Source organism: Mycolicibacterium flavescens, from assembly GCF_001722335.1.
In the GTDB taxonomy this organism is placed as follows: domain Bacteria; phylum Actinomycetota; class Actinomycetes; order Mycobacteriales; family Mycobacteriaceae; genus Mycobacterium; species Mycobacterium flavescens.
In genome coordinates this window covers 85,926-103,493 of sequence record NZ_MIHA01000013.1, presented here as the reverse complement: position 1 = coordinate 103,493, position 17,568 = coordinate 85,926, and the positions used below count along the sequence as shown (strand labels likewise).

The 17,568-nt window shown below is 67.3% G+C and carries 18 protein-coding genes; 7 read left to right on the top strand and 11 right to left on the bottom strand.

Going from position 1 to position 17,568, the window contains the following annotated elements; all coding sequences use genetic code 11:
- Positions 1-28: 28 nt before the first annotated feature.
- Complete coding sequence (locus BHQ18_RS18000) at positions 29-556, bottom strand: DUF779 domain-containing protein (RefSeq protein ID WP_069415080.1); 528 nt, start codon at positions 554-556, stop codon at positions 29-31.
- A 44-nt stretch (positions 557-600) separates the two neighbouring features.
- The gene (gene adh / locus BHQ18_RS17995; RefSeq protein WP_069415006.1) at positions 601-2,124 is read right to left on the bottom strand and encodes an aldehyde dehydrogenase; all 1,524 of its coding nucleotides are present in this window, start codon (positions 2,122-2,124) and stop codon (positions 601-603) included.
- A 55-nt stretch (positions 2,125-2,179) separates the two neighbouring features.
- Between adh and BHQ18_RS17990 the strand changes: the two genes are divergently transcribed.
- Positions 2,180-4,183 (top strand): prolyl oligopeptidase family serine peptidase, encoded by a 2,004-nt coding sequence (locus BHQ18_RS17990; protein WP_069415005.1) that lies wholly within the window; start codon positions 2,180-2,182, stop codon positions 4,181-4,183.
- Here BHQ18_RS17990 and BHQ18_RS17985 read toward each other — a convergent pair.
- Positions 4,176-5,420, bottom strand: a complete 1,245-nt coding sequence (locus BHQ18_RS17985) for a Dyp-type peroxidase (RefSeq protein ID WP_069415004.1) — start codon at positions 5,418-5,420, stop codon at positions 4,176-4,178. The genes BHQ18_RS17990 and BHQ18_RS17985 overlap by 8 nt on opposite strands.
- Positions 5,417-6,349, bottom strand: a complete 933-nt coding sequence (locus BHQ18_RS17980; protein ID WP_069415003.1) for an EfeM/EfeO family lipoprotein — start codon at positions 6,347-6,349, stop codon at positions 5,417-5,419. The genes BHQ18_RS17985 and BHQ18_RS17980 overlap by 4 nt, the downstream gene beginning before the upstream one ends.
- Positions 6,350-6,612: 263 nt before the next feature.
- Here BHQ18_RS17980 and BHQ18_RS17975 point away from each other — a divergent pair, with 263 nt between their 5' ends.
- From BHQ18_RS17975 to BHQ18_RS17950, 6 genes are all read left to right on the top strand, one after another.
- Positions 6,613-7,218, top strand: a complete 606-nt coding sequence (locus BHQ18_RS17975; RefSeq protein ID WP_069415002.1) for a sensor domain-containing protein — start codon at positions 6,613-6,615, stop codon at positions 7,216-7,218.
- A 73-nt stretch (positions 7,219-7,291) separates the two neighbouring features.
- The gene (locus BHQ18_RS17970) at positions 7,292-7,606 is read left to right on the top strand and encodes a DUF2563 family protein (protein ID WP_131815707.1); all 315 of its coding nucleotides are present in this window, start codon (positions 7,292-7,294) and stop codon (positions 7,604-7,606) included.
- Between the two features lie 3 nt (positions 7,607-7,609).
- The gene (locus tag BHQ18_RS17965) at positions 7,610-9,118 is read left to right on the top strand and encodes a putative alpha/beta hydrolase (protein ID WP_069415000.1); all 1,509 of its coding nucleotides are present in this window, start codon (positions 7,610-7,612) and stop codon (positions 9,116-9,118) included.
- Positions 9,119-9,185: 67 nt separating this feature from the next.
- Entirely contained in the window at positions 9,186-9,773 is a 588-nt protein-coding gene (locus BHQ18_RS17960; protein ID WP_069414999.1) for a hypothetical protein, read from the top strand.
- A gap of 527 nt (positions 9,774-10,300) precedes the next feature.
- Positions 10,301-10,702 (top strand): hypothetical protein, encoded by a 402-nt coding sequence (locus BHQ18_RS17955; RefSeq protein WP_069414998.1) that lies wholly within the window; start codon positions 10,301-10,303, stop codon positions 10,700-10,702.
- A gap of 353 nt (positions 10,703-11,055) precedes the next feature.
- Positions 11,056-11,961, top strand: a complete 906-nt coding sequence (locus tag BHQ18_RS17950) for a crotonase/enoyl-CoA hydratase family protein (RefSeq protein WP_069414997.1) — start codon at positions 11,056-11,058, stop codon at positions 11,959-11,961.
- Here the strand turns inward: BHQ18_RS17950 and BHQ18_RS17945 are convergent.
- The 7 genes from BHQ18_RS17945 to BHQ18_RS17915 all read right to left on the bottom strand — a co-directional run bounded on the left by BHQ18_RS17945 (position 11,941) and on the right by BHQ18_RS17915 (position 17,553).
- Positions 11,941-12,918 (bottom strand): DUF2889 domain-containing protein, encoded by a 978-nt coding sequence (locus BHQ18_RS17945; protein WP_069414996.1) that lies wholly within the window; start codon positions 12,916-12,918, stop codon positions 11,941-11,943. The two genes, BHQ18_RS17950 and BHQ18_RS17945, sit on opposite strands and share 21 nt — an antisense overlap.
- A gap of 28 nt (positions 12,919-12,946) precedes the next feature.
- Positions 12,947-13,792 (bottom strand): hypothetical protein, encoded by an 846-nt coding sequence (locus tag BHQ18_RS17940; RefSeq protein WP_069414995.1) that lies wholly within the window; start codon positions 13,790-13,792, stop codon positions 12,947-12,949.
- 100 nt (positions 13,793-13,892) lie between these two features.
- Positions 13,893-15,410: an aldehyde dehydrogenase family protein gene (locus BHQ18_RS17935; protein ID WP_069415079.1), complete on the bottom strand. Its 1,518-nt coding sequence runs from the start codon at positions 15,408-15,410 to the stop codon at positions 13,893-13,895.
- Between the two features lie 62 nt (positions 15,411-15,472).
- On the bottom strand, positions 15,473-16,051 hold the full coding sequence (locus BHQ18_RS17930; RefSeq protein ID WP_069414994.1) for a TetR/AcrR family transcriptional regulator: 579 nt from the start codon (positions 16,049-16,051) through the stop codon (positions 15,473-15,475).
- A 25-nt stretch (positions 16,052-16,076) separates the two neighbouring features.
- Positions 16,077-16,634, bottom strand: coding sequence for a phosphatase PAP2 family protein (locus BHQ18_RS17925; RefSeq protein WP_084294124.1), 558 nt, complete (start codon positions 16,632-16,634; stop codon positions 16,077-16,079).
- Positions 16,631-17,146 carry a mycothiol transferase gene (locus BHQ18_RS17920; RefSeq protein WP_069414993.1) on the bottom strand — a complete coding sequence of 172 codons (516 nt, stop codon included), beginning with the start codon at positions 17,144-17,146 and terminating at the stop codon, positions 16,631-16,633. The genes BHQ18_RS17925 and BHQ18_RS17920 overlap by 4 nt, the downstream gene beginning before the upstream one ends.
- Positions 17,147-17,163: 17 nt before the next feature.
- Positions 17,164-17,553: a VOC family protein gene (locus BHQ18_RS17915; RefSeq protein ID WP_069414992.1), complete on the bottom strand. Its 390-nt coding sequence runs from the start codon at positions 17,551-17,553 to the stop codon at positions 17,164-17,166.
- Positions 17,554-17,568 lie beyond the last annotated feature (15 nt).

Sequence of the window (17,568 nt, the reverse complement as noted above, 5' to 3'; positions counted from 1 at the left end):
GGTTACGACCGGCGATCGGGTTTTCCGGTCACGCACCCGGCACGTTCGGTATCGGGCAGGCATCGATTGCATTACCGACGAGATGCGAACCCGTCGCAGGCGGCCGCGCACCTCGGGCGTAGTCGGCGCCGGTCACCGGCGGTTGCGCGGCCAGCGCGCGGTTCTCGTCGTCGGTGAACGCGCGGCCGCGGGTGAGGAATCGCAGGCCCTCCGGGGCTTCGATGCTGAAGCCGCCGCCGCGGCCGGGCACCACGTCGATGACGACCTGGGTGTGCTTCCAGGCGTCGAACTGCGGTCCGGAGATCCACAGCGGCACGCCGGTCCCGACGTCGAGGATCGCCAGCAGCACGTCGCGGTCGCCGACGATGAAGTCGCCGTCGGGGTAGCACATCGGCGAGGACCCGTCGCAGCAGCCGCCGGACTGGTGGAACATCAGCGGGCCGTGCCGGTCCTGGAGTCGGCGCAGCAGGTCGGCGGCCGCGGCGGTGATCAGCGCCCGCGGCGGCGGCGGTTCCTGTTGCGCCGAAAGTGGATTACCCGCACACGAATCCGCGATTTGGCGTGCGGGTAATCCACGTTCGCGCCGGTCGGATGGCACGGTCAGAAGAACCCCTGCGCCTTGTTGCTGTAGGACACCAGCAGGTTCTTCGTCTGCTGGTAGTGGTCGAGCATCATCTTGTGGTTCTCGCGGCCGATGCCCGACTGCTTGTATCCGCCGAACGCGGCGTGCGCCGGGTAGGCGTGGTAGCAGTTCGTCCACACCCGGCCGGCCTTGATGTCGCGGCCCGCGCGGTAGGCGGTGTTGCCGTCGCGGCTCCACACCCCGGCGCCCAGCCCGTACAGCGTGTCGTTGGCGATCGCGATCGCGTCGTCGTAATCGGTGAACGACGTGACCGCGACGACCGGCCCGAAGATCTCCTCCTGGAAGATCCGCATCGTGTTGTTGCCCTCGAAGATCGTCGGCTGCACGTAGTAGCCGCCCGACAGGTCGCCGCCGAGTTCGGCGCGTTCGCCTCCGGTGACGACGCGCGCGCCTTCGTCCTTGCCGATCTCGATGTAGGACAACACCTTCTCGAGTTGGTCGTTGGACGCCTGCGACCCGATCATCGTCTCGGTGTCCAACGGATCACCCTGCCGGACGGCCTTGGTGCGGATCGCGGCCAGCTCCAGGAACTCGTCGTAGATGTCGGCCTGGATCAGGCTGCGCGACGGGCACGTGCACACCTCGCCCTGGTTGAGCGCGAACATCGTGAAGCCCTCGAGCGCCTTGTCCTGGTAGTCGTCGTGGGCGGCCAGCACGTCGGAGAAGAAGATGTTCGGGCTCTTGCCGCCGAGTTCCAGCGTGACGGGGATCAGGTTCTGCGACGCGTACTGCATGATCAGCCGCCCGGTGGTGGTCTCGCCGGTGAACGCGATCTTGGCGATGCGGTTGCTCGACGCCAGCGGCTTACCGGCCTCGAAGCCGAAACCGTTGACCACGTTGAGCACGCCCGCGGGCAGCAGGTCGCCGATCAAGCTCAGCAGGTACAGGATCGAGGCTGGTGTCTGCTCGGCGGGTTTGAGCACGACGGCGTTGCCGGCGGCCAGCGCGGGCGCCAGCTTCCAGGTGGCCATCAGGATCGGGAAGTTCCACGGGATGATCTGGCCGACGACGCCCAGCGGTTCGTGGAAGTGATAGGCGACGGTGTCGTCGTCGATCTGGCTCAGCGACCCCTCCTGCGCGCGGATCGCGCCCGCGAAGTAGCGGAAGTGGTCGACGGCCAGCGGCAGGTCGGCGTTCAGCGTCTCGCGGATCGGCTTGCCGTTGTCCCACGACTCCGCCAGCGCCAGCGACTCCAGGTTGGCCTCGATGCGGTCGGCGATCTTGTTCAGGATGTTCGCGCGTTCACCGGCGGCGGTTTTGCCCCACGCCGGCGCGGCGCCGTGCGCGGCGTCGAGCGCCCTGTCGATGTCGGCCTCGGTCGAGCGCGCGACCTCGCAGAACGGCTGGCCCGTGACCGGCGTCGGGTTCTCGAAGTACTCCCCCGACACCGGCGGCACCCATTCGCCGCCGATGAAGTTGCCGTACCGAGACTCGAACGACATCAGCGCATCTGACGAACCGGGGCGGGCGTAGACAGTCATCGTTGACTCCTCCTCGACGGGTGTAACGGGGCTCACACTACGCCGGACCGACACAATGGGTCGTGTGAGTGACGACCCGTATCTGTGGCTCGAGGACATCACCGGCGACGACGCGCTCGGTTGGGTGCGCGAGCACAACGAACCGACCCTGGACCGGTTCGGCGGCGACCGGTTCGAGCAGATGCGCGCCGAGGCGCTGGAGGTGCTCGACACCGACGCCCGCATCCCGTATGTGCGCAGGCGCGGCGAGCACCTGTACAACTTCTGGCGCGACGCCGACCACCCGCGCGGTGTCTGGCGACGCACCACGCTGGACAGCTACCGCACCGAGCGACCGGAGTGGGACGTGCTCATCGACGTCGACGCGATCGCCGCGGCCGAGGACGAGAACTGGGTGTGGGCGGGCGCCGAGGTGCTCGAACCGGACTTCTCTCTGGCGCTGATCGAGCTGTCCCGGGGTGGTGCCGACGCCACCGTTGTCCGCGAATTCGACATGGCGACACGGCAGTTCGTTGACGACGGCTTCGCGCTGCCGGAGGCCAAGTCGGCGGTGACGTGGCAGGACCGCGACACGGTGCTGGTCGGCACGGATTTCGGCCCGGGATCGCTGACCGACTCGGGCTATCCGCGGGTGGTCAAGCGGTGGCGGCGCGGGCAGCCGATCGAGGACGCCCAGACCTTGTTCGAGGGTGAAGCCGGCGATGTCAGCGTCGGATGCGGATACGACGCGACCCCCGGGTTCGAGCGGCTGTTGATCACCCGGTCGTTCGACTTCTTCAACCGGTACCGCTACGAGTTGCGCGGCGACGATCTCATCGAGATCGACGTGCCCACCGACGCGGGGATCTCGGTGCACCGCGAGTGGCTGCTGATCCGGCCGCGCACCGACTGGACCGTCGGCGCCACCACCTATCCGGCCGGGTCGCTGCTGGCGGCGAAGTATGACGAATACCTCGCGGGGACAGCGCAACTGCACGTGGTGTTCGAACCCGACGCGCATTCGAGCCTGGAGAACTACGCCTGGACCCAAGACCGTCTGGTGCTGGTCACGCTGGTCGACGTGATCAGCCGGGTGGCGGTCGTGACGCCGGGCGACTGGACCCGTGAGGAGATCCCGACGCCGTCGAACACCACCGCGGCGCTGGTCGACGCCGACGAGTACGGCGACGAGATCTTCCTCGACGTCAGCGGTTTCGACACCCCTTCGCGGCTGCTGTGGGGCCGTGCCGGCGGGGAGCTCACCGAGGTCAAGCGGGCGCCGTCGTTCTTCGACGCCGCCGACCTCGAGGTCAGTCAGCACTTCGTCGCATCGGCCGACGGAACGATGATCCCGTATTTCGTTGTGGGACATCGGCACAGCAGTGCACCGGGCCCGACTCTGCTGAGCGGGTACGGCGGCTTCGAGGTGGCCAACACCCCGGGTTACGCCGGCGTGCTGGGCCGGCTGTGGCTGTCTCGCGGCGGGACCTACGTGTTGGCCAACATCCGCGGCGGCGGTGAGTACGGGCCGACGTGGCACACCCAGGCGATGCGGGAGAACCGTCACCTGGTGTACGAGGATTTCGCCGCGGTCGCAAGGGATCTGGTGCAGCGCGGAATCACGACGGTCGAGCAGCTCGGGGCGCAGGGCGGAAGCAACGGCGGTCTGTTGATGGGCGTGATGCTGACCCGCTACCCGGAGCTGTTCGGCGCGCTGGTGTGCAGTGTGCCGCTGCTGGACATGCGCCGGTTCCACCTGCTGCTCGCGGGTGCGTCGTGGATGGCCGAGTACGGTGACCCAGACGATCCTGACGACTGGGAGTTCATCTCGAAATACTCTCCCTACCAGAATATTTCGGCTGAGCGCACCTACCCGCCGATTCTGATCACCACGTCCACGCGCGACGACCGGGTGCATCCCGGGCACGCCCGCAAGATGACCGCGGCCCTGGAGCAGGCCGGCCATCGGGTGCACTACTACGAGAACATCGAGGGTGGCCACGCCGGCGCGGCCGACAACGCGCAGACCGCGTTCCGGTCTGCGCTGATCTACGAGTTCCTCTGGCAGGTGCTCAGCTGAGCAACTGGTCGCCGAGCCAGCGGTCCGCCCCGGTGACGCCGGGCAGCGTGAAGAAGAACCCGCCGCCCACCGGCAGGATGTACTCCTCGAGCGGCTCGCCGTCGAGGCGGCGCTGCACGGTCAGAAAGCCCTTCTCCAGGCTGCGTTGGTACGCGATGAACGCCAGCCCCTGATCGAGCCGCCCTGCCCCGTCGAAACCGCGCGAGTAGTTGAAACCCCTTCGCAGGATCAGGTTCTCGTCGGTCTCGGGTGTGCGCGGGTTCGCCAGCCGGATGTGGGCGTCGAGCGGGATCCGTTTGCCGTCGGGATCCTCGGGGTAGTCCGGGTCGTCGAACTCGCCGCTGAGCCCCAGCGGTGCGCCGCTGACCTTGGCGCGACCGATCAACGCTTCCTGCTCGACGAGTTGGGTGCGGTCCCAGAATTCGACGAACATCCGGATGATCCGGATCGCCTGATACGAACCGCCGACCGCCCAGTCCGGTTCACCGTCGTCGGGCCCGACCCAGACATGGCGGTTCATCAGTGCGTCGTCGTTGACGTCGAGGTTGGACGTTCCGTCCTTGAAGCCCAGAAGGTTTCGCGGGGTGGCCGCCTCGGACACCTGCCCCGCGCCGATGCCGCGGGCGTACCCGTCGACCATCCAGCGCAGCACCAGATGGCGTCGCGTCCGGCGCATCAACTGGCGCAGCGCGAACACCACGCTGTCGGTGTGACCGGCCTCGATGATGATCGACAGGTCGCCGTGCGACAGCTTCGGGTCGAGCCGATCGTTGGCCAGAAACGGCATGGTCGCCAGTTCGCGGGGTTTGCGGTCAGCGAGCCCGAAGCGGTCGTCGAACAGCGAGGCACCCACACCGACGACGACCGACAGGTTGTCGGCCGGTGGTTGCTCGCCCAGGATGCCGGAGTCCACGGGCGGGTAGGCGGGGCCGCGGGCCTCGGGCGCTCTGCCGGCCATCAGGCCGCGGATCTCGTCGGTGAGTTCCCGGAAGGCGTGCGTGAGGGCTTCGCGGTCCGGGGAAAGCACGTTGAACGACGCCACCAGGCCCTGTTCGGGGATGGGCAGCGCGGTGACGCCGGTCTGGTGTGCGCCCTCGAACGGGACCAGCGCCGCCGCGGGCGGTCCGGCCGGGGCCGGTTCGGGCGACGAGCATCCGGCCAGCGCGGCGCCGGCGCCGGTGCCCAGTGCGCCGGCGAGGAAGCCGCGGCGCGAAAACCCGGTGCGCCGCCTGGTCACTGCAGTTTCAGCACTCCCGAGACCTGAGACAGGTTCTCCGACAGCCCGGCCAGCTCGGCCTTGAGCTTGTCGATCACATCCGGGGTGACGGTGACCTCGGGGCAGCGGGGCGACGGGTACGGGTCGTTCTCGGTGCAGAACAGCACCCAGCCGTCACCGCGCCGCAGCGGAGCCATGGTCTCGAAGACCGAGTTCAGACCGGCGCTGATCCTGCCGAGCAGGGCCGGATCGGCTTGCACCAGAGCGGGATCCAACTTGCCGACCGCATCGCGAGCACCCTGCAGGTTGGCGTCGAAGTCCCACAGGTCGGTCTTGGCGTAGCGGTCCTCTTCGCCGGTGATCTTGCCCTCGGAGACCTCTTCGATGAGTTCGGCGGCGCCGTTGGAGACGTCGATCGGCTTCACCTCGACCGAGGGGAACTGCGCTTTCAGGTCGGCGACGTCCTTGTCGAGTTGGTCGGCGAACGGGGCGCCGCCCTCGGTGGTGTTCTGTGCGAACAGCAGGTATTCGAGGCGGTGCCAGCCGGTGAAGGCGGGGTCGTCGACGCCGGCGAAGTCGTCGACGCGGGCGTCGATCTTGCCGTCGATCTCCTCGACCAGCCCGGCGATCGGCTCGATGCGCTCCCACGGCATGCGCGACGGCGCGTAGGCGTCCTGCGCGGCCTGCAGGTCGCCGGCGCGCACGGCGTCGGTGAAGACCTTGACCACGCGCTGCAGTTCGTCGATGTTGCTCTGCGCGTAGGCCTTGTAGTCGGCGGCGGCCTTGTCCAGGACCGCTGGGTCGACGGCGGGAGCCGCGCTGGTGGTCTCGGCCGCCGACCCGGTCTCCGACGCCGACGTCTCGCTGCTCGAGGCGTTGTCGCTGGAACATCCGGAAAGAATCAGACCCGCGACGGTGAGGGGGGCTGCCCAGGCAAGAATCCGGTTCATAAGCACCTCGAGAGTTAGGAGAGGCTGACCATAACACTCCGTGGAGGGTGAGAGGGTTGCCACACCTAAACCCATAGCGGATGTGGAGTGAACGGGATAATCGATCGATGATCAGACGTAGACGGGGCAATCTCGCCCGGATCTGTGCGATCGCGCTCGCGGGTCTTGTTGTCGCAAGCTGCGGCGATACCCGAGACGGCAATGCCATAACCCAGGACGCCGCGACAGCACCGCCGGCGACTCGGCCAACGAGCAGTACACCGATGGACAGCTACTCCTGGCTTACGACGGTGCTGCCCAGTAATGAGGAGTTGACGACTGCCGCCGGGTATCCGGTTCGGATGGATGGGCCACCGTCGGTGAGCAGCCGGCTCCGCGACACCGTGACCGGTAGCCAGCTCACCGAAGGTCAATGTCTTGGAGTCGTGTCGCCGCTCGAGGCGCAGGTCTTCGCGAGTGCACCGGTCCGAGCAGTCACCTTCGCCACCGAGTCGACCATCACTATCGGAGCAGTCGCGCTGGCGTCGGACGACGACGCCCGCGGACTGTTCGACGCCTTCGCCGACCAGTGGCGAGCTTGCGAGGGGGCAACCCTTGTCAAAGCGGACCGCATTACGACGTACGAACACCGGCTCACCGAGCTCGACGCAGCGTCCAGTGTGGTATCTGCCATCGACGAAGTCACCTCGGATTCCCGCACGGCTGTACCGGTGCGCGTCCAGCGGGCGCTTGGGGTCGCGAAGGACTGCATCGTTGAGGCGTCGGTACCCATCACCAACCCGACGCCTCATGAACCGGCGGTCGCGGCCAATGCCGCCGTCGACCTGGTAAATGCGATGTTGGTGAAGGTACGAGCCGTCAGACGGTGAGACGACGTCGAAACTGGTGCACGAGAGTGTTTGCCCGGACCACTACACTGATTCGTGTGTTCAGGAGCACGCGATGAGGGTCGACCCGACGCTGCTACGAATGGGCGCGGATTTTTCTGAAAGCGCGGGTGCAATCGTTCACCAGGGCGCTGGCGATCTCACGTCAGCGTCCTTACCGGCCAGCGCATTTGGCGACTTCGATGAAGCGAAAACCTTTCACCAAGCGCTATCTGAGGCCCACGCCAAGCACGCCGCAACAATGCAGGGACATCACTCGGCATTGATGAAGCTCGCCGAGAATGCAGTCGCGGCGGCGCGGGCCTTCACCGAGACGGATGAATATGGCGCGACCACCATAGAGCCGTCACTCCCCGGCTTGACAGTCTGACGAATGGAGCTCAGGCACCTCAGTATTGAGGAGTTGATCGCCAGTGCTGGCGGTGACCCCTGGCAGCTGGATGGGACTGTCCAGAGCGGATCGCCAGGAGAGATCAGCGAGCTTGCAACGGCGTTCCACAACGCGGGCGTTTGCATGGGAGAAACCAGCGACGAGTTCAACCAGGCGAAGAAGCGTTTCGAATCGGCGTGGGACCGCGAGGGCGGCGGCGACCACCCCATCAACGATTCTGCCGAAGTGCGCCGTGCCACCAGTTCGCTGAATTTGGATCGAGAACAGTTGGCGAAGATCGCCGTTGACTTGCAGAGGATTTCAGCTTCACTGGCGGAGACGCAACAATCGTCGGCCGCCAGCATCAGCTCTCTGGAAGCGAGTCTCCAGCAGATCGACAACGCGATCGAAGCCGCCATCCAGCAGAGTGCGATGGCGTTCGATGAAAGCGATCTGGCGCCGCTGAAAGCGCTGGCTGTGCAGGAAATCGAAGCCGCGCTCAGCGAAATAGGCTCCTCGCGAGATGAGTATGCCGGCGAGCTAACCCGTGCCATGACAAGCATGCAGGCGGAAGGGTACATGCCGGACGAAGTCGACCGCGCCGACGGCGACGGCACCGATAAGGACGGAGCTGCGCAACACGAGGCCCGCGGCTACGACGCGCAACAGCGCACGGCAGATGAAGCTCTCATCAACAGTGAAGGTCCGATGACACCTGAGAAGGAAGCGGCCGCGGCCCGCCTTCGCGACTTCGCAACCATTCAGGATCCATCCGCGGATCCGGCCGCAGTCAGACTAGCCGGCGAACGTCTCGACGACTTCGAGGTGGCATACCAACCTCCTGGTTCGCTCCCACGCGATCCGATTCTCGGGTCGGATCCACAACGGCGCGCCCTGGTCCGCCAAGAATGGCAGCGACAGCTGGAGATCGGCTCCCCCTGGATGCCACCCATGACACCGGATGAAGCGACGGCATGGATGGACGAGCAGGAAGCGCTGGCTCGGATCGAGGCGATGGAGCTCACAATCGAGGGTCTCCAAAGTCAGGGACTGTCCCGGCACGCGGCTGAGGACGTCGCGGGCGCGATGTCGCGTGGGCTGTCGATGTCTGACCTTGCGTATGCCGGAGAAGTCGCCGGTCCACTCAGTGAGATCAAGCAGGTCGACGGCGCACTGTCCGATGGAAAGCACTCTCTGCCATGGGAGCGTTACCGCACCGCAGATCTGAAAGCAATTGCTAATGTCGGAAAAACGTTCGGCGCCCTCGGTTCCGCCGCCGAATTCGCGGTCGCCTACGCGGAGTGGCGTAATGGCGCGGGTGCCGGACAAGCGTTCGGCAGTGCTGCCGGCAGCGTTGGCGGCGGGTTTCTAATTGGCATGGCAGGCGGAGCATTCGGGGGTGCTGCCCTGGGGCCCGGAGGCGCATTCGTCGGCGCAGTAGTCGGCGGCCTCGTCGGCGCGACCGGAGGGAAGGCCGGGGGCTCGGCGCTCGGGAGCTTGTTTGACAAGTAATGTCGCAGCTGCCCTTCCTCTATCCGACTTCGTGTTTCTGGGTGGGGTGGGAATAGCTCTAGTCGGCATGCTGTCGGCGGCTTTCACGAAGGAAGCGCAATGCGCCCGTCGCGTCTATTGGCTCAGCTGGTTGGCCGCCGGTGCGTTCATGGCACTGGCGGCGGCGGATCGGGGCGTAGCCTCGTCATGCATTGTTGCGGGTGCAGCCGCGGTGTTCGCTCTCATGTACGCGTATCTGCGCACGCCGTACGTCAGGCTTGGTGATCGGATCTATGCCTACACGATTCCCGATAGTCGACCGGATTCCCCTGACGGGAGCAACGAACCGCCACCTCTGCCGCCTGACTGCTATTACGGTTATCTCACTGCGCCGAAAATGTGGTGGACGCTGGCCCTGATCACGTGTGTCCTCGCGTTCACCCGTGTTGAACTCGGATTAAGCAGCGCGACACTAGGGCTGGGCGCGTTCACGGTCGGCGCATTGGCACTGGCCGGACACGTGGACGCCCGCGCGAGGTTCGCCCTCGCGCGCCGTCAGTGGGTTCCACTTGCGATCATCGTGACCGCGTCGGTTCCATTGTTTCTCGCACCGCCGATCGCCTACGTCGCCACATTCTGGGCGGCGGGTGGTTCATTCCGAAACCGAGACAGCTGATGATCAACCCAACCTTCGCCGTCGGCATGTCGTCGACCTCGGACTCCCCATGCTGCCGACCAAGACCGAACGTGCCCAGCGGCCGCTCTACTGGGGTCGGCGCCGTGATCGCCACGGTGTCGGCGTTCTTCGCGCTGTATCCACCTGAGCGGGTTGGCGGTCTGGACTCGCAGCAGCGGTCGTCGCCGTCCAGATTATTCGGGCTTACATGGGTACGTCCTACATCCAGATTCGTGGCCGTATCTACGCCTTCAGTCTGAGTGACAGCCACGCAGACGAGCAGCAGACCGCGGCTCGCGACCCGGACTCGACCCCGCGCCCGAGTCGTACGGCGGTCTTGCGACCGCGCTGAAGACCTGGTGGCTGTTCGCGTTCGTCATCTGCGGTTGCGTGTTCGTCGTGGCGGCCTACCTGAAGGAGGGCGATGGCCCCTGGTACGCCCTCGAATCGTCCACAGTGATCGTTATCGTGGCGCTGTTGGCTGAAAACCAAGACACGTCATGGGGTTACGGTGTTGCCCGGGGCCGATGGTTGCCGTTCGGGTCATCGGGTTTGTCACCGTGGGTGCGTTCACCGTGTTGTACTTTCTGGGTACGCGGCCAGACGACGGCGACCGCTGCGACTTAAGGGGTCCGTGGAGTACCGCGCACACCCACATCTGCGGAAGAAGTACGACTGACTACACCGAGACTGACCCGCTCGCCGGTGCGACATCGAACGTCAACGTCAACTGGTTCAGCGTCATCGGCAACGGCCGGTCCGGTGTCGGCTTCGGATCCGACACCAACTCGACCGACAGGGCGCTCAACAACTGCGCCAGCAGCGCTCACCACCCGCACGAACGCGTCAGCCAGTCGGTGCACCTCGGCCCCACTGTCGAGCACCGCGTCCTTGAACTCACGACGCTGTTGCCGGATGGGCCCGCGTGAGATCAGCACACCGTGCGGCTGGAACCACTGCAACGCCTTGCGCTTCTCGGTGTTGGCCGGGTGAAACGGTGTCGGCGCCTCCGCCAACACCCCGGCCGATATCCTCCGGGTCGAGAATAACCAGCATCCGACGCCCCGGAATCGTCAATTCGCCGGGCCGCGGCCGAACTCGCGTCGCAGCTTCTGCAACCGCATCACGGCGCGGCAGTCGGCCTGCGCTGTCTCCGAAACCCGGATGACGGGTCGGCCGCCGCGATATCACCCCTGCGGCGATCGACGACGCGCCCAGGTCCACCAAAGTCGCAGCCGCGCGAAGCCCGTCACCCGGGCCGCCCTCTGCCAAACTCCGATGTATGGCGACAACTCCGCAGTTCGAGACCCTGCTGTACACGACCGACGGCCCGGTCGCGACCGTCACCCTCAACCGGCCCGAGCACCTCAACACGATCGTGCCGCCGATGCCCGACGAGATCGAGCGCGCCATCGGGTTGGCCGAACGCGATCCGGACGTCAAGGTGATCGTGCTGCGCGGCGCCGGGCGGGCGTTTTCCGGCGGCTACGACTTCGGCGGCGGCTTCACCCACTGGGGTGAGGCGATGAACACCGACGGCCGCTGGGACCCCGGCAAGGACTTCGCGATGGTCACCGCACGCGAGACCGGGCCGACCCAGAAGTTCATGGCGATCTGGCGGTCCTCCAAACCCGTCATCGCGCAGGTGCACGGCTGGTGCGTCGGCGGCGCGAGCGACTACGCGCTGTGCGCCGACCTCGTCATCGCCAGCGAGGACGCCGTCATCGGCACCCCGTACGCCCGCATGTGGGGTGCCTACCTGACCGGGATGTGGCTGTACCGGCTCAGCCTGGCGAAGGTGAAGTGGCACTCGTTGACCGGTGAGCCGCTGACCGGGAAGGAAGCCGCCGCAGTCGAACTCATCAACGAGGCCGTGCCGTTCGAGCGGCTCGAGGCGCGCGTCAAGGAGGTCGCGCTCAAGCTGGCGCGGATTCCGCTGTCGCAGTTGCAGGCCCAGAAGCTGATCGTCAACCAGGCCTACGAGAACATGGGGTTGGCGTCGACGCAGACGCTCGGCGGTATCCTCGACGGCCTGATGCGCAACACGCCCGACGCGCTGGCATTCATCGAAACCGCAGCGGCCCAGGGCGTTCGGAGCGCGATCGAGGAACGCGACGGACCGTGGGGCGACTACAGCCAGGCGCCGCCGGACAAGCGGCCCGACCCGTCACACGTCATCGAGCCCTGAGCGCAGGTCGAACAGGGCGTCGAGATCACCGATCGCGCGCAGCGTGTCGTTGAGGTGCGTGCAGGTGCTGGTGCCGACGAACTCGCCGCGCACCCGGTCGCGGATCTCGCCGAGCGTCATCCCCACCGCGCGTTGCGCACTGCCGACCGCACCTGGGCACTCCTGCCACGGCAGCACGTGCACCTCGGCCTCGATGGTCGTGACCGTACGGGCCGCGACGTCGACGGCACCGGTGAGCGCGTACTCGTGCACGATTGTCTCGACGCCGTCACCGTCGACGTGGGAATCGCGGAAGTGGGCGTCGAAGCGGGCCGAATCCCCCTCGGGCGGTTGCAGATCCAGACGTCGCAGCCGGCGCATGCCGTGTGCGCGCAGCGGTGCGACGTCGTGCATGCCGTCGCGGGCCAGCGGGGGCGCGGGCGGGCCGTGCACCGACGGGATGGTGCCGAGCCGTCGCGTCGTCCGCACCAGCGAGGCCTCCGGCGCGAAACCGGCGCAGATGCCGGCCATGCGGTCGGCTGTGCCCGGCGGAAGCGGCACTTCGGTCCCGGCCACGATCCCCATGTGCTGCACCGCGTACCCGGACACCAGCGCCGCGCCGACCCAGTCGTCGAGCAGCAGGTTCAGCAGGCTCGAGCGGCGCACCTCGTCGGGGAACACCTCGCCGACCATCGTGCGGAATCCCGGACCCACCCGCTTGCCCAGCAACCGGCCCAACCGCGCGTCGCCGGAGTCGATCTCGGCGATGGTGCGCTCGGCCAGGCGCGCGCGGAGACGCAGCTCGTCGAGCACCCCGTGCTCCCCGCCCACGGCGTCGCGGGCGCGCAGGTCGACGTCGGAGTCCGGGCCGTCCGGGTGGGTGTCGATGGTGCTGGTTCGTCGCAGCACACCTCGGCGCAACGGCGGCCATGCGGCGAGCGGCCGCTGCGGTCCGACGATGTCCGAGACGAACGGCATGCACTGACCGTAGCAATATCGCGCTCGGCTAGACGTCGCGGCGACGCAACCCGGCCAGCACCGACACCAGCACACCGAACACCACGAGCACACCGCCGGCGGCGAGGGTCAGGTTCAGCCAGTGGTGCAGGCTGTCCTCGGCGGTGGCCACCATGACGTCGGCGACCTCGCGCAGGTCTCCGGAGAGCCGGTTCAGCGAGTCGTTGATCCAGCGTCGCGCCACCTCCAGCCCCGCCCAGCCGGCCGCTCCGACGAGCAGAGCCGAAACACCGAGCGCAGCAAGCGTTTTGCCCCTCGACCGTGCGGCGGTCAGCGTCAGCAGCGCGAAAACACCGGTCAGGATCGTCGACCCGATGCTGATCCACGGGCTCCACGTGGCGGCCGCCTTGAGTTGGCCGGGCCGCCAGGTGTCCGAGATCGTGACCGGCACGGGCAGCGTGTCGGGTGTCTCGACCCCGAAGTTGCCCAGGGTGCGGCGGAATGACTCGTCGGCGAGCATCGGGCCCAGATCCAGGATCCACTGATCGGTGCCGTCGACCTGGTGGGCGGCGTCGGTGAACATCCAGCGGTGCCCGACGATGTTCGCCAGCGCGAACTGGTCGGGGAACGTCGGGTTGGCGGTGTAGGCCGAGGCCACGCCGTTGATCAGGGTGTTGTCGACGTCGTAGCCGTTGTCGGACATGTAGGACGTCACTTCGGTGGCCAGGATGCCGGCCATCGCCTTCTGCAGCTGCGGGTCCTTGGCCGCGGTTTCGGCCAGCGCCGCGTACCCGTCGGCGTCGACCACGGTGCGCTGGGCCCACATCGAGGGCACCGCGACCGCCAGCAGGGCGGTGGTGATCAGCCACAGGAACACGGTCGTCACCAACCGCACGCGCGTCCTCCTTCACCGAGAGTGGGGTTTTTGACACGGAACGCGAGTAATCGCATCAGAAACCCTACTCTCGGCGGCCTCGACCTCGACCGCCGCGGATCTACTTGGCGAACCGCTTCGGGGTGATCAGCGCGAGCTTGGTCATCATCGTGTTCATCCGCTTGAGCGCCTTGGGCGAATTGTTGTAGTAGTTGCCGCCCGCGCCGACGGCCGTGCGCGGCGCCACCACCGTTTCCTGCCGGCAGTACTTGCGCAGACCCTCGGCCCCACCGAACCGCGCACCCAGCCCCGACGTCTTCCAGCCGCCCATCGGCGCGGTGGTGACCATCAGGTTCGAGATCACGTCGTTGATGTTGACCGCACCGCAATCCAGCTGCATGGCAACCCGTTTGGCGCGTTCCACGTCGGCGGAGAACACCGACGCGCTGAGCCCGTACGGGCTGTCGTTGGACAACCGGACGGCCTCGTCGGCGCTGGCGACCTTCATGATCGGTAGCGTCGGGCCGAACGTCTCGTCGGTCATGCACAGCATCGAGTGATCCACATCGACCAGCACGGTCGGCGGGTAGAAGCTGCCCGAACCCTCGGGGCGCTGACCCCCGGTCAGCGCCCGCGCCCCCTTGGCCAGCGCATCGTCGACGTGGCGGGCGGTGACGGCGACCTGCGATTCGTCGATCAGCGAGCCGAAGTCGTACCCGTCGCCGGTGCCCATCTTCAGCTTCTCGACGTCGCGCACCACCGCGGCCACGAACTTGTCGTAGACCGTGTCGAGCACGTACACCCGCTCCACCGACACACAGGTCTGCCCGGCGTTGAAGAACGCACCCCAGACCGCGGCGTGCGCGGCCAGGTCGATGTCGGCGTCCTCGAGCACGATCATCGGGTCCTTGCCGCCGAGTTCGAGGCTGACCGGCGTGAGCCGGGGCGCGGCGCGCTCCATCACCTTGGCGCCGGTCGCGCTGGAACCGGTGAACTGAATGAAGTCGGCGTTGTCGATGACGGCCTCGGCCACCTCGCGGGCGCCCTGCGCCAGCGCCAGCACCTCCGGCGCCCCGGAATCCAGCCAGCCGCGCAGCAACAGCTCGGCGGTCAACGGCGTGCGCTCCGACGGTTTGAGCAGCACCGCGCAGCCGGCGGCCAGCGCCCCGATCGCGTCCATCAGCGCGTTGGCCACCGGGTAGTTCCACGGCGCGATGATGCCGACCACCGGGCGCGGCCGGTAGTGCACCTCGATCTTCTTGATCGACAGGAACGGCAGAGGCGCGGGCCGCTTCTCGGGCGCCAGCGCCTTCTCCATGGTCTTGATGTAGTACGACGCGATCATGATCAGCAGCGGTACTTCCTGCGCCGCGTCGACGGCGGACTTGCCGGTCTCGGCGATCAGCAGCGACTCGATCTCCTCGCGGTGCTCACCCAGCCACACCGCGTAGCGGGCCAGCACCTTGGCGCGGCCGGCGGCACCGCGCGCCTCCCACTGTCGTTGCGCCTCGCGCAGGCCGGCGGCGATGCGCGGCACGTCGGAGGGATCGGTCCAGCGCACCGTGCCGGCGACAGCACCTGTCGCGGGGTTGCGAATCGTGCTGGTCTCGGGCAATTCAACCTCAGGTGTCGCGGTCATGACCTCCATGCTAGCCACCTCGTGTGATCCAGGTCGCAGCCGGGTTGACACCTGTCAAGAAATTATCTGAGCATCCGGTCGAGCACGCGCAGGCTCGTCGAGATCGGGTCCCCCGGCAGCGGGGTGCCGTGGGAGGCGCCGATGAGCACGCCGACGATCGCACCCGCCAGCACCCGGCGTTCCACGGGGTCGGTCGGCGCGTCCGGCCGCTGTGTCAGCGCGTCGGTGATCGGCCCGATCAGGCGGACATACTCGGTGTAGATCAGGCCGGCCGCCTCGGGCACGGAGTACATCAACCGCTGCCCGACGATCGCCTCCTCGCGTGCGTCGTCGTCGAGCGCGGCGAACGTCGTCTCCACGGCCTGGCGGTAGGCGTCGATGACCGACAGGTGTGCGGGCGCGGCGATGAATGCCTCGATGATCGGCGGGATGTGGTCGACGGAGAGCAGCACCGCCTCTTTGGTCGAGAAGTAGCGGGAGAAGGTGCGCGGTGAGATGTCGGCGGCGTCGGAGATCTGTTCGACGGTGGTGGCCTGGTAACCCTGCTCCTGGATCAGCCCGAGCGCTTCGCGCCGGATCCGGGCACGGGTCTGGATCTTCTTTCGCTCACGCAGCCCCGGTCGTGGTTCCGGCGCAGTCATACCCCGATTCTTGCAGACCGAAAGATTAGCCAGGGAAGCTGCGAGGTCGGGCGTTCCTGGTCAGGTCCCGGCGCGCGACGAGCGCCGCGGCGCTGACGATCGCCGATCCCAGCAGCAGCCCGCCCACGGTGTCGGTGAAGTAGTGGAAGGTCGAGCCCACGCCGACGGCGGCCAGCGCGAGCACGACGAGCGCCACCGTCACCATCCACCACGCCGCCCCCGCCACCAGGACCACCAACCCCAACACGATCGTCATCGTGGTGATGTGCCCGCTCGGATACGCCAACCCGCCGCTCTTGTCCCGCCCGAAGATCGGCTTGAGCACCCGGACGAACGCCAATCCGATCAGCGGCGCCAGCGCGGTCATCGCGACCAGCCTCCACCGCCGCTGCCACGCGCCGACGAGCAGCAAACCTGCCAGCACGATGATCAGCAGGCGCGGATCGGCGAGCTTGTTGAGCGGGCGCACCGGGGTGTGCCCGAGGCTCTGGAACCAGTCGTCGAGCCCGGTGGAGGACGCGCCGACCGCCCAGCCGAGCAGCAGCATCGCCGCCAACCCGATCGACGGCCACCAGCGGATCACGCAATACCGCGGATGTACGCCGCCTGACCGAGGTGTTGGGCGGCGTCGTCGATGATGCTGACCAACCGGGCGCTGGTGGTGACCGGCGGATCCCAGTTGGTGTCGATGACGCGGCTCAACTCCTCGGGCGTCACCGACGCGACGTACTCCAGCGTCATCTTGTGCACGGCGTGGTAGTAGCCGGCCAGCAGATCCGCCGGGACGCGGACCTTGCCGACATCGTCGGGGCTGTCGCCGTAGCCCATCGCCTCCCGGGGCAGGTCGAGGCCGAAGCGGTCCACCCAGCCGTCGCGCAACCAGACCTGCTCGGTGCCGGCGAGGTCGCACACCTGCAGATCCTGCTGGCGCGCGCTGTGCCAGATCAGCCAGGCGATGCTGTTGGCCGTCGGCGTCGGCCGAAAGAACGCCGTCTCGTCGGTCAGCCCGTCGGTGAGGTCCTCGACGTGCTCTATCTGGCGGGTGAACGCGTCACGTAAGACCTCGCGGACCGCCGCCGCATCTGAGTCAGCCATGACGTCGACGTTATACGTCAGCCCGCCGGCGGCGCCCCGTGGAAGACGGCCTCGATGTTGTTGCCGTCCGGATCGCGCACGAACGCGCCGAAGTAGCCGGGGTGGTATTCGGGCCACAACCGGGGCGCGTGCAACGACTCGGCGCCCGCGGCGAGCGCGGCGTCGTAGAAGGCCTGCACCGCGTCGGTGTCGGCGGCCCGGAACGCGAAATGCACCTCGCGGTTGGGCCCGGCCGCCTCCCCCGCGCTCATGTCGGCGATCCAGAAATCGGGTTTGCCGTCGCGGCCGTAGCCGATGGCGACCCGGTAGTCGAGTTGGCGGGTGTATCCCAGCACGCCGAGCACGGAGTCGTAGAACGCCTTGGACCGCTCCCAGTCCGCACAGTTGATTCCGAAGTGGTCGATCATCGGCACATCGTAGAT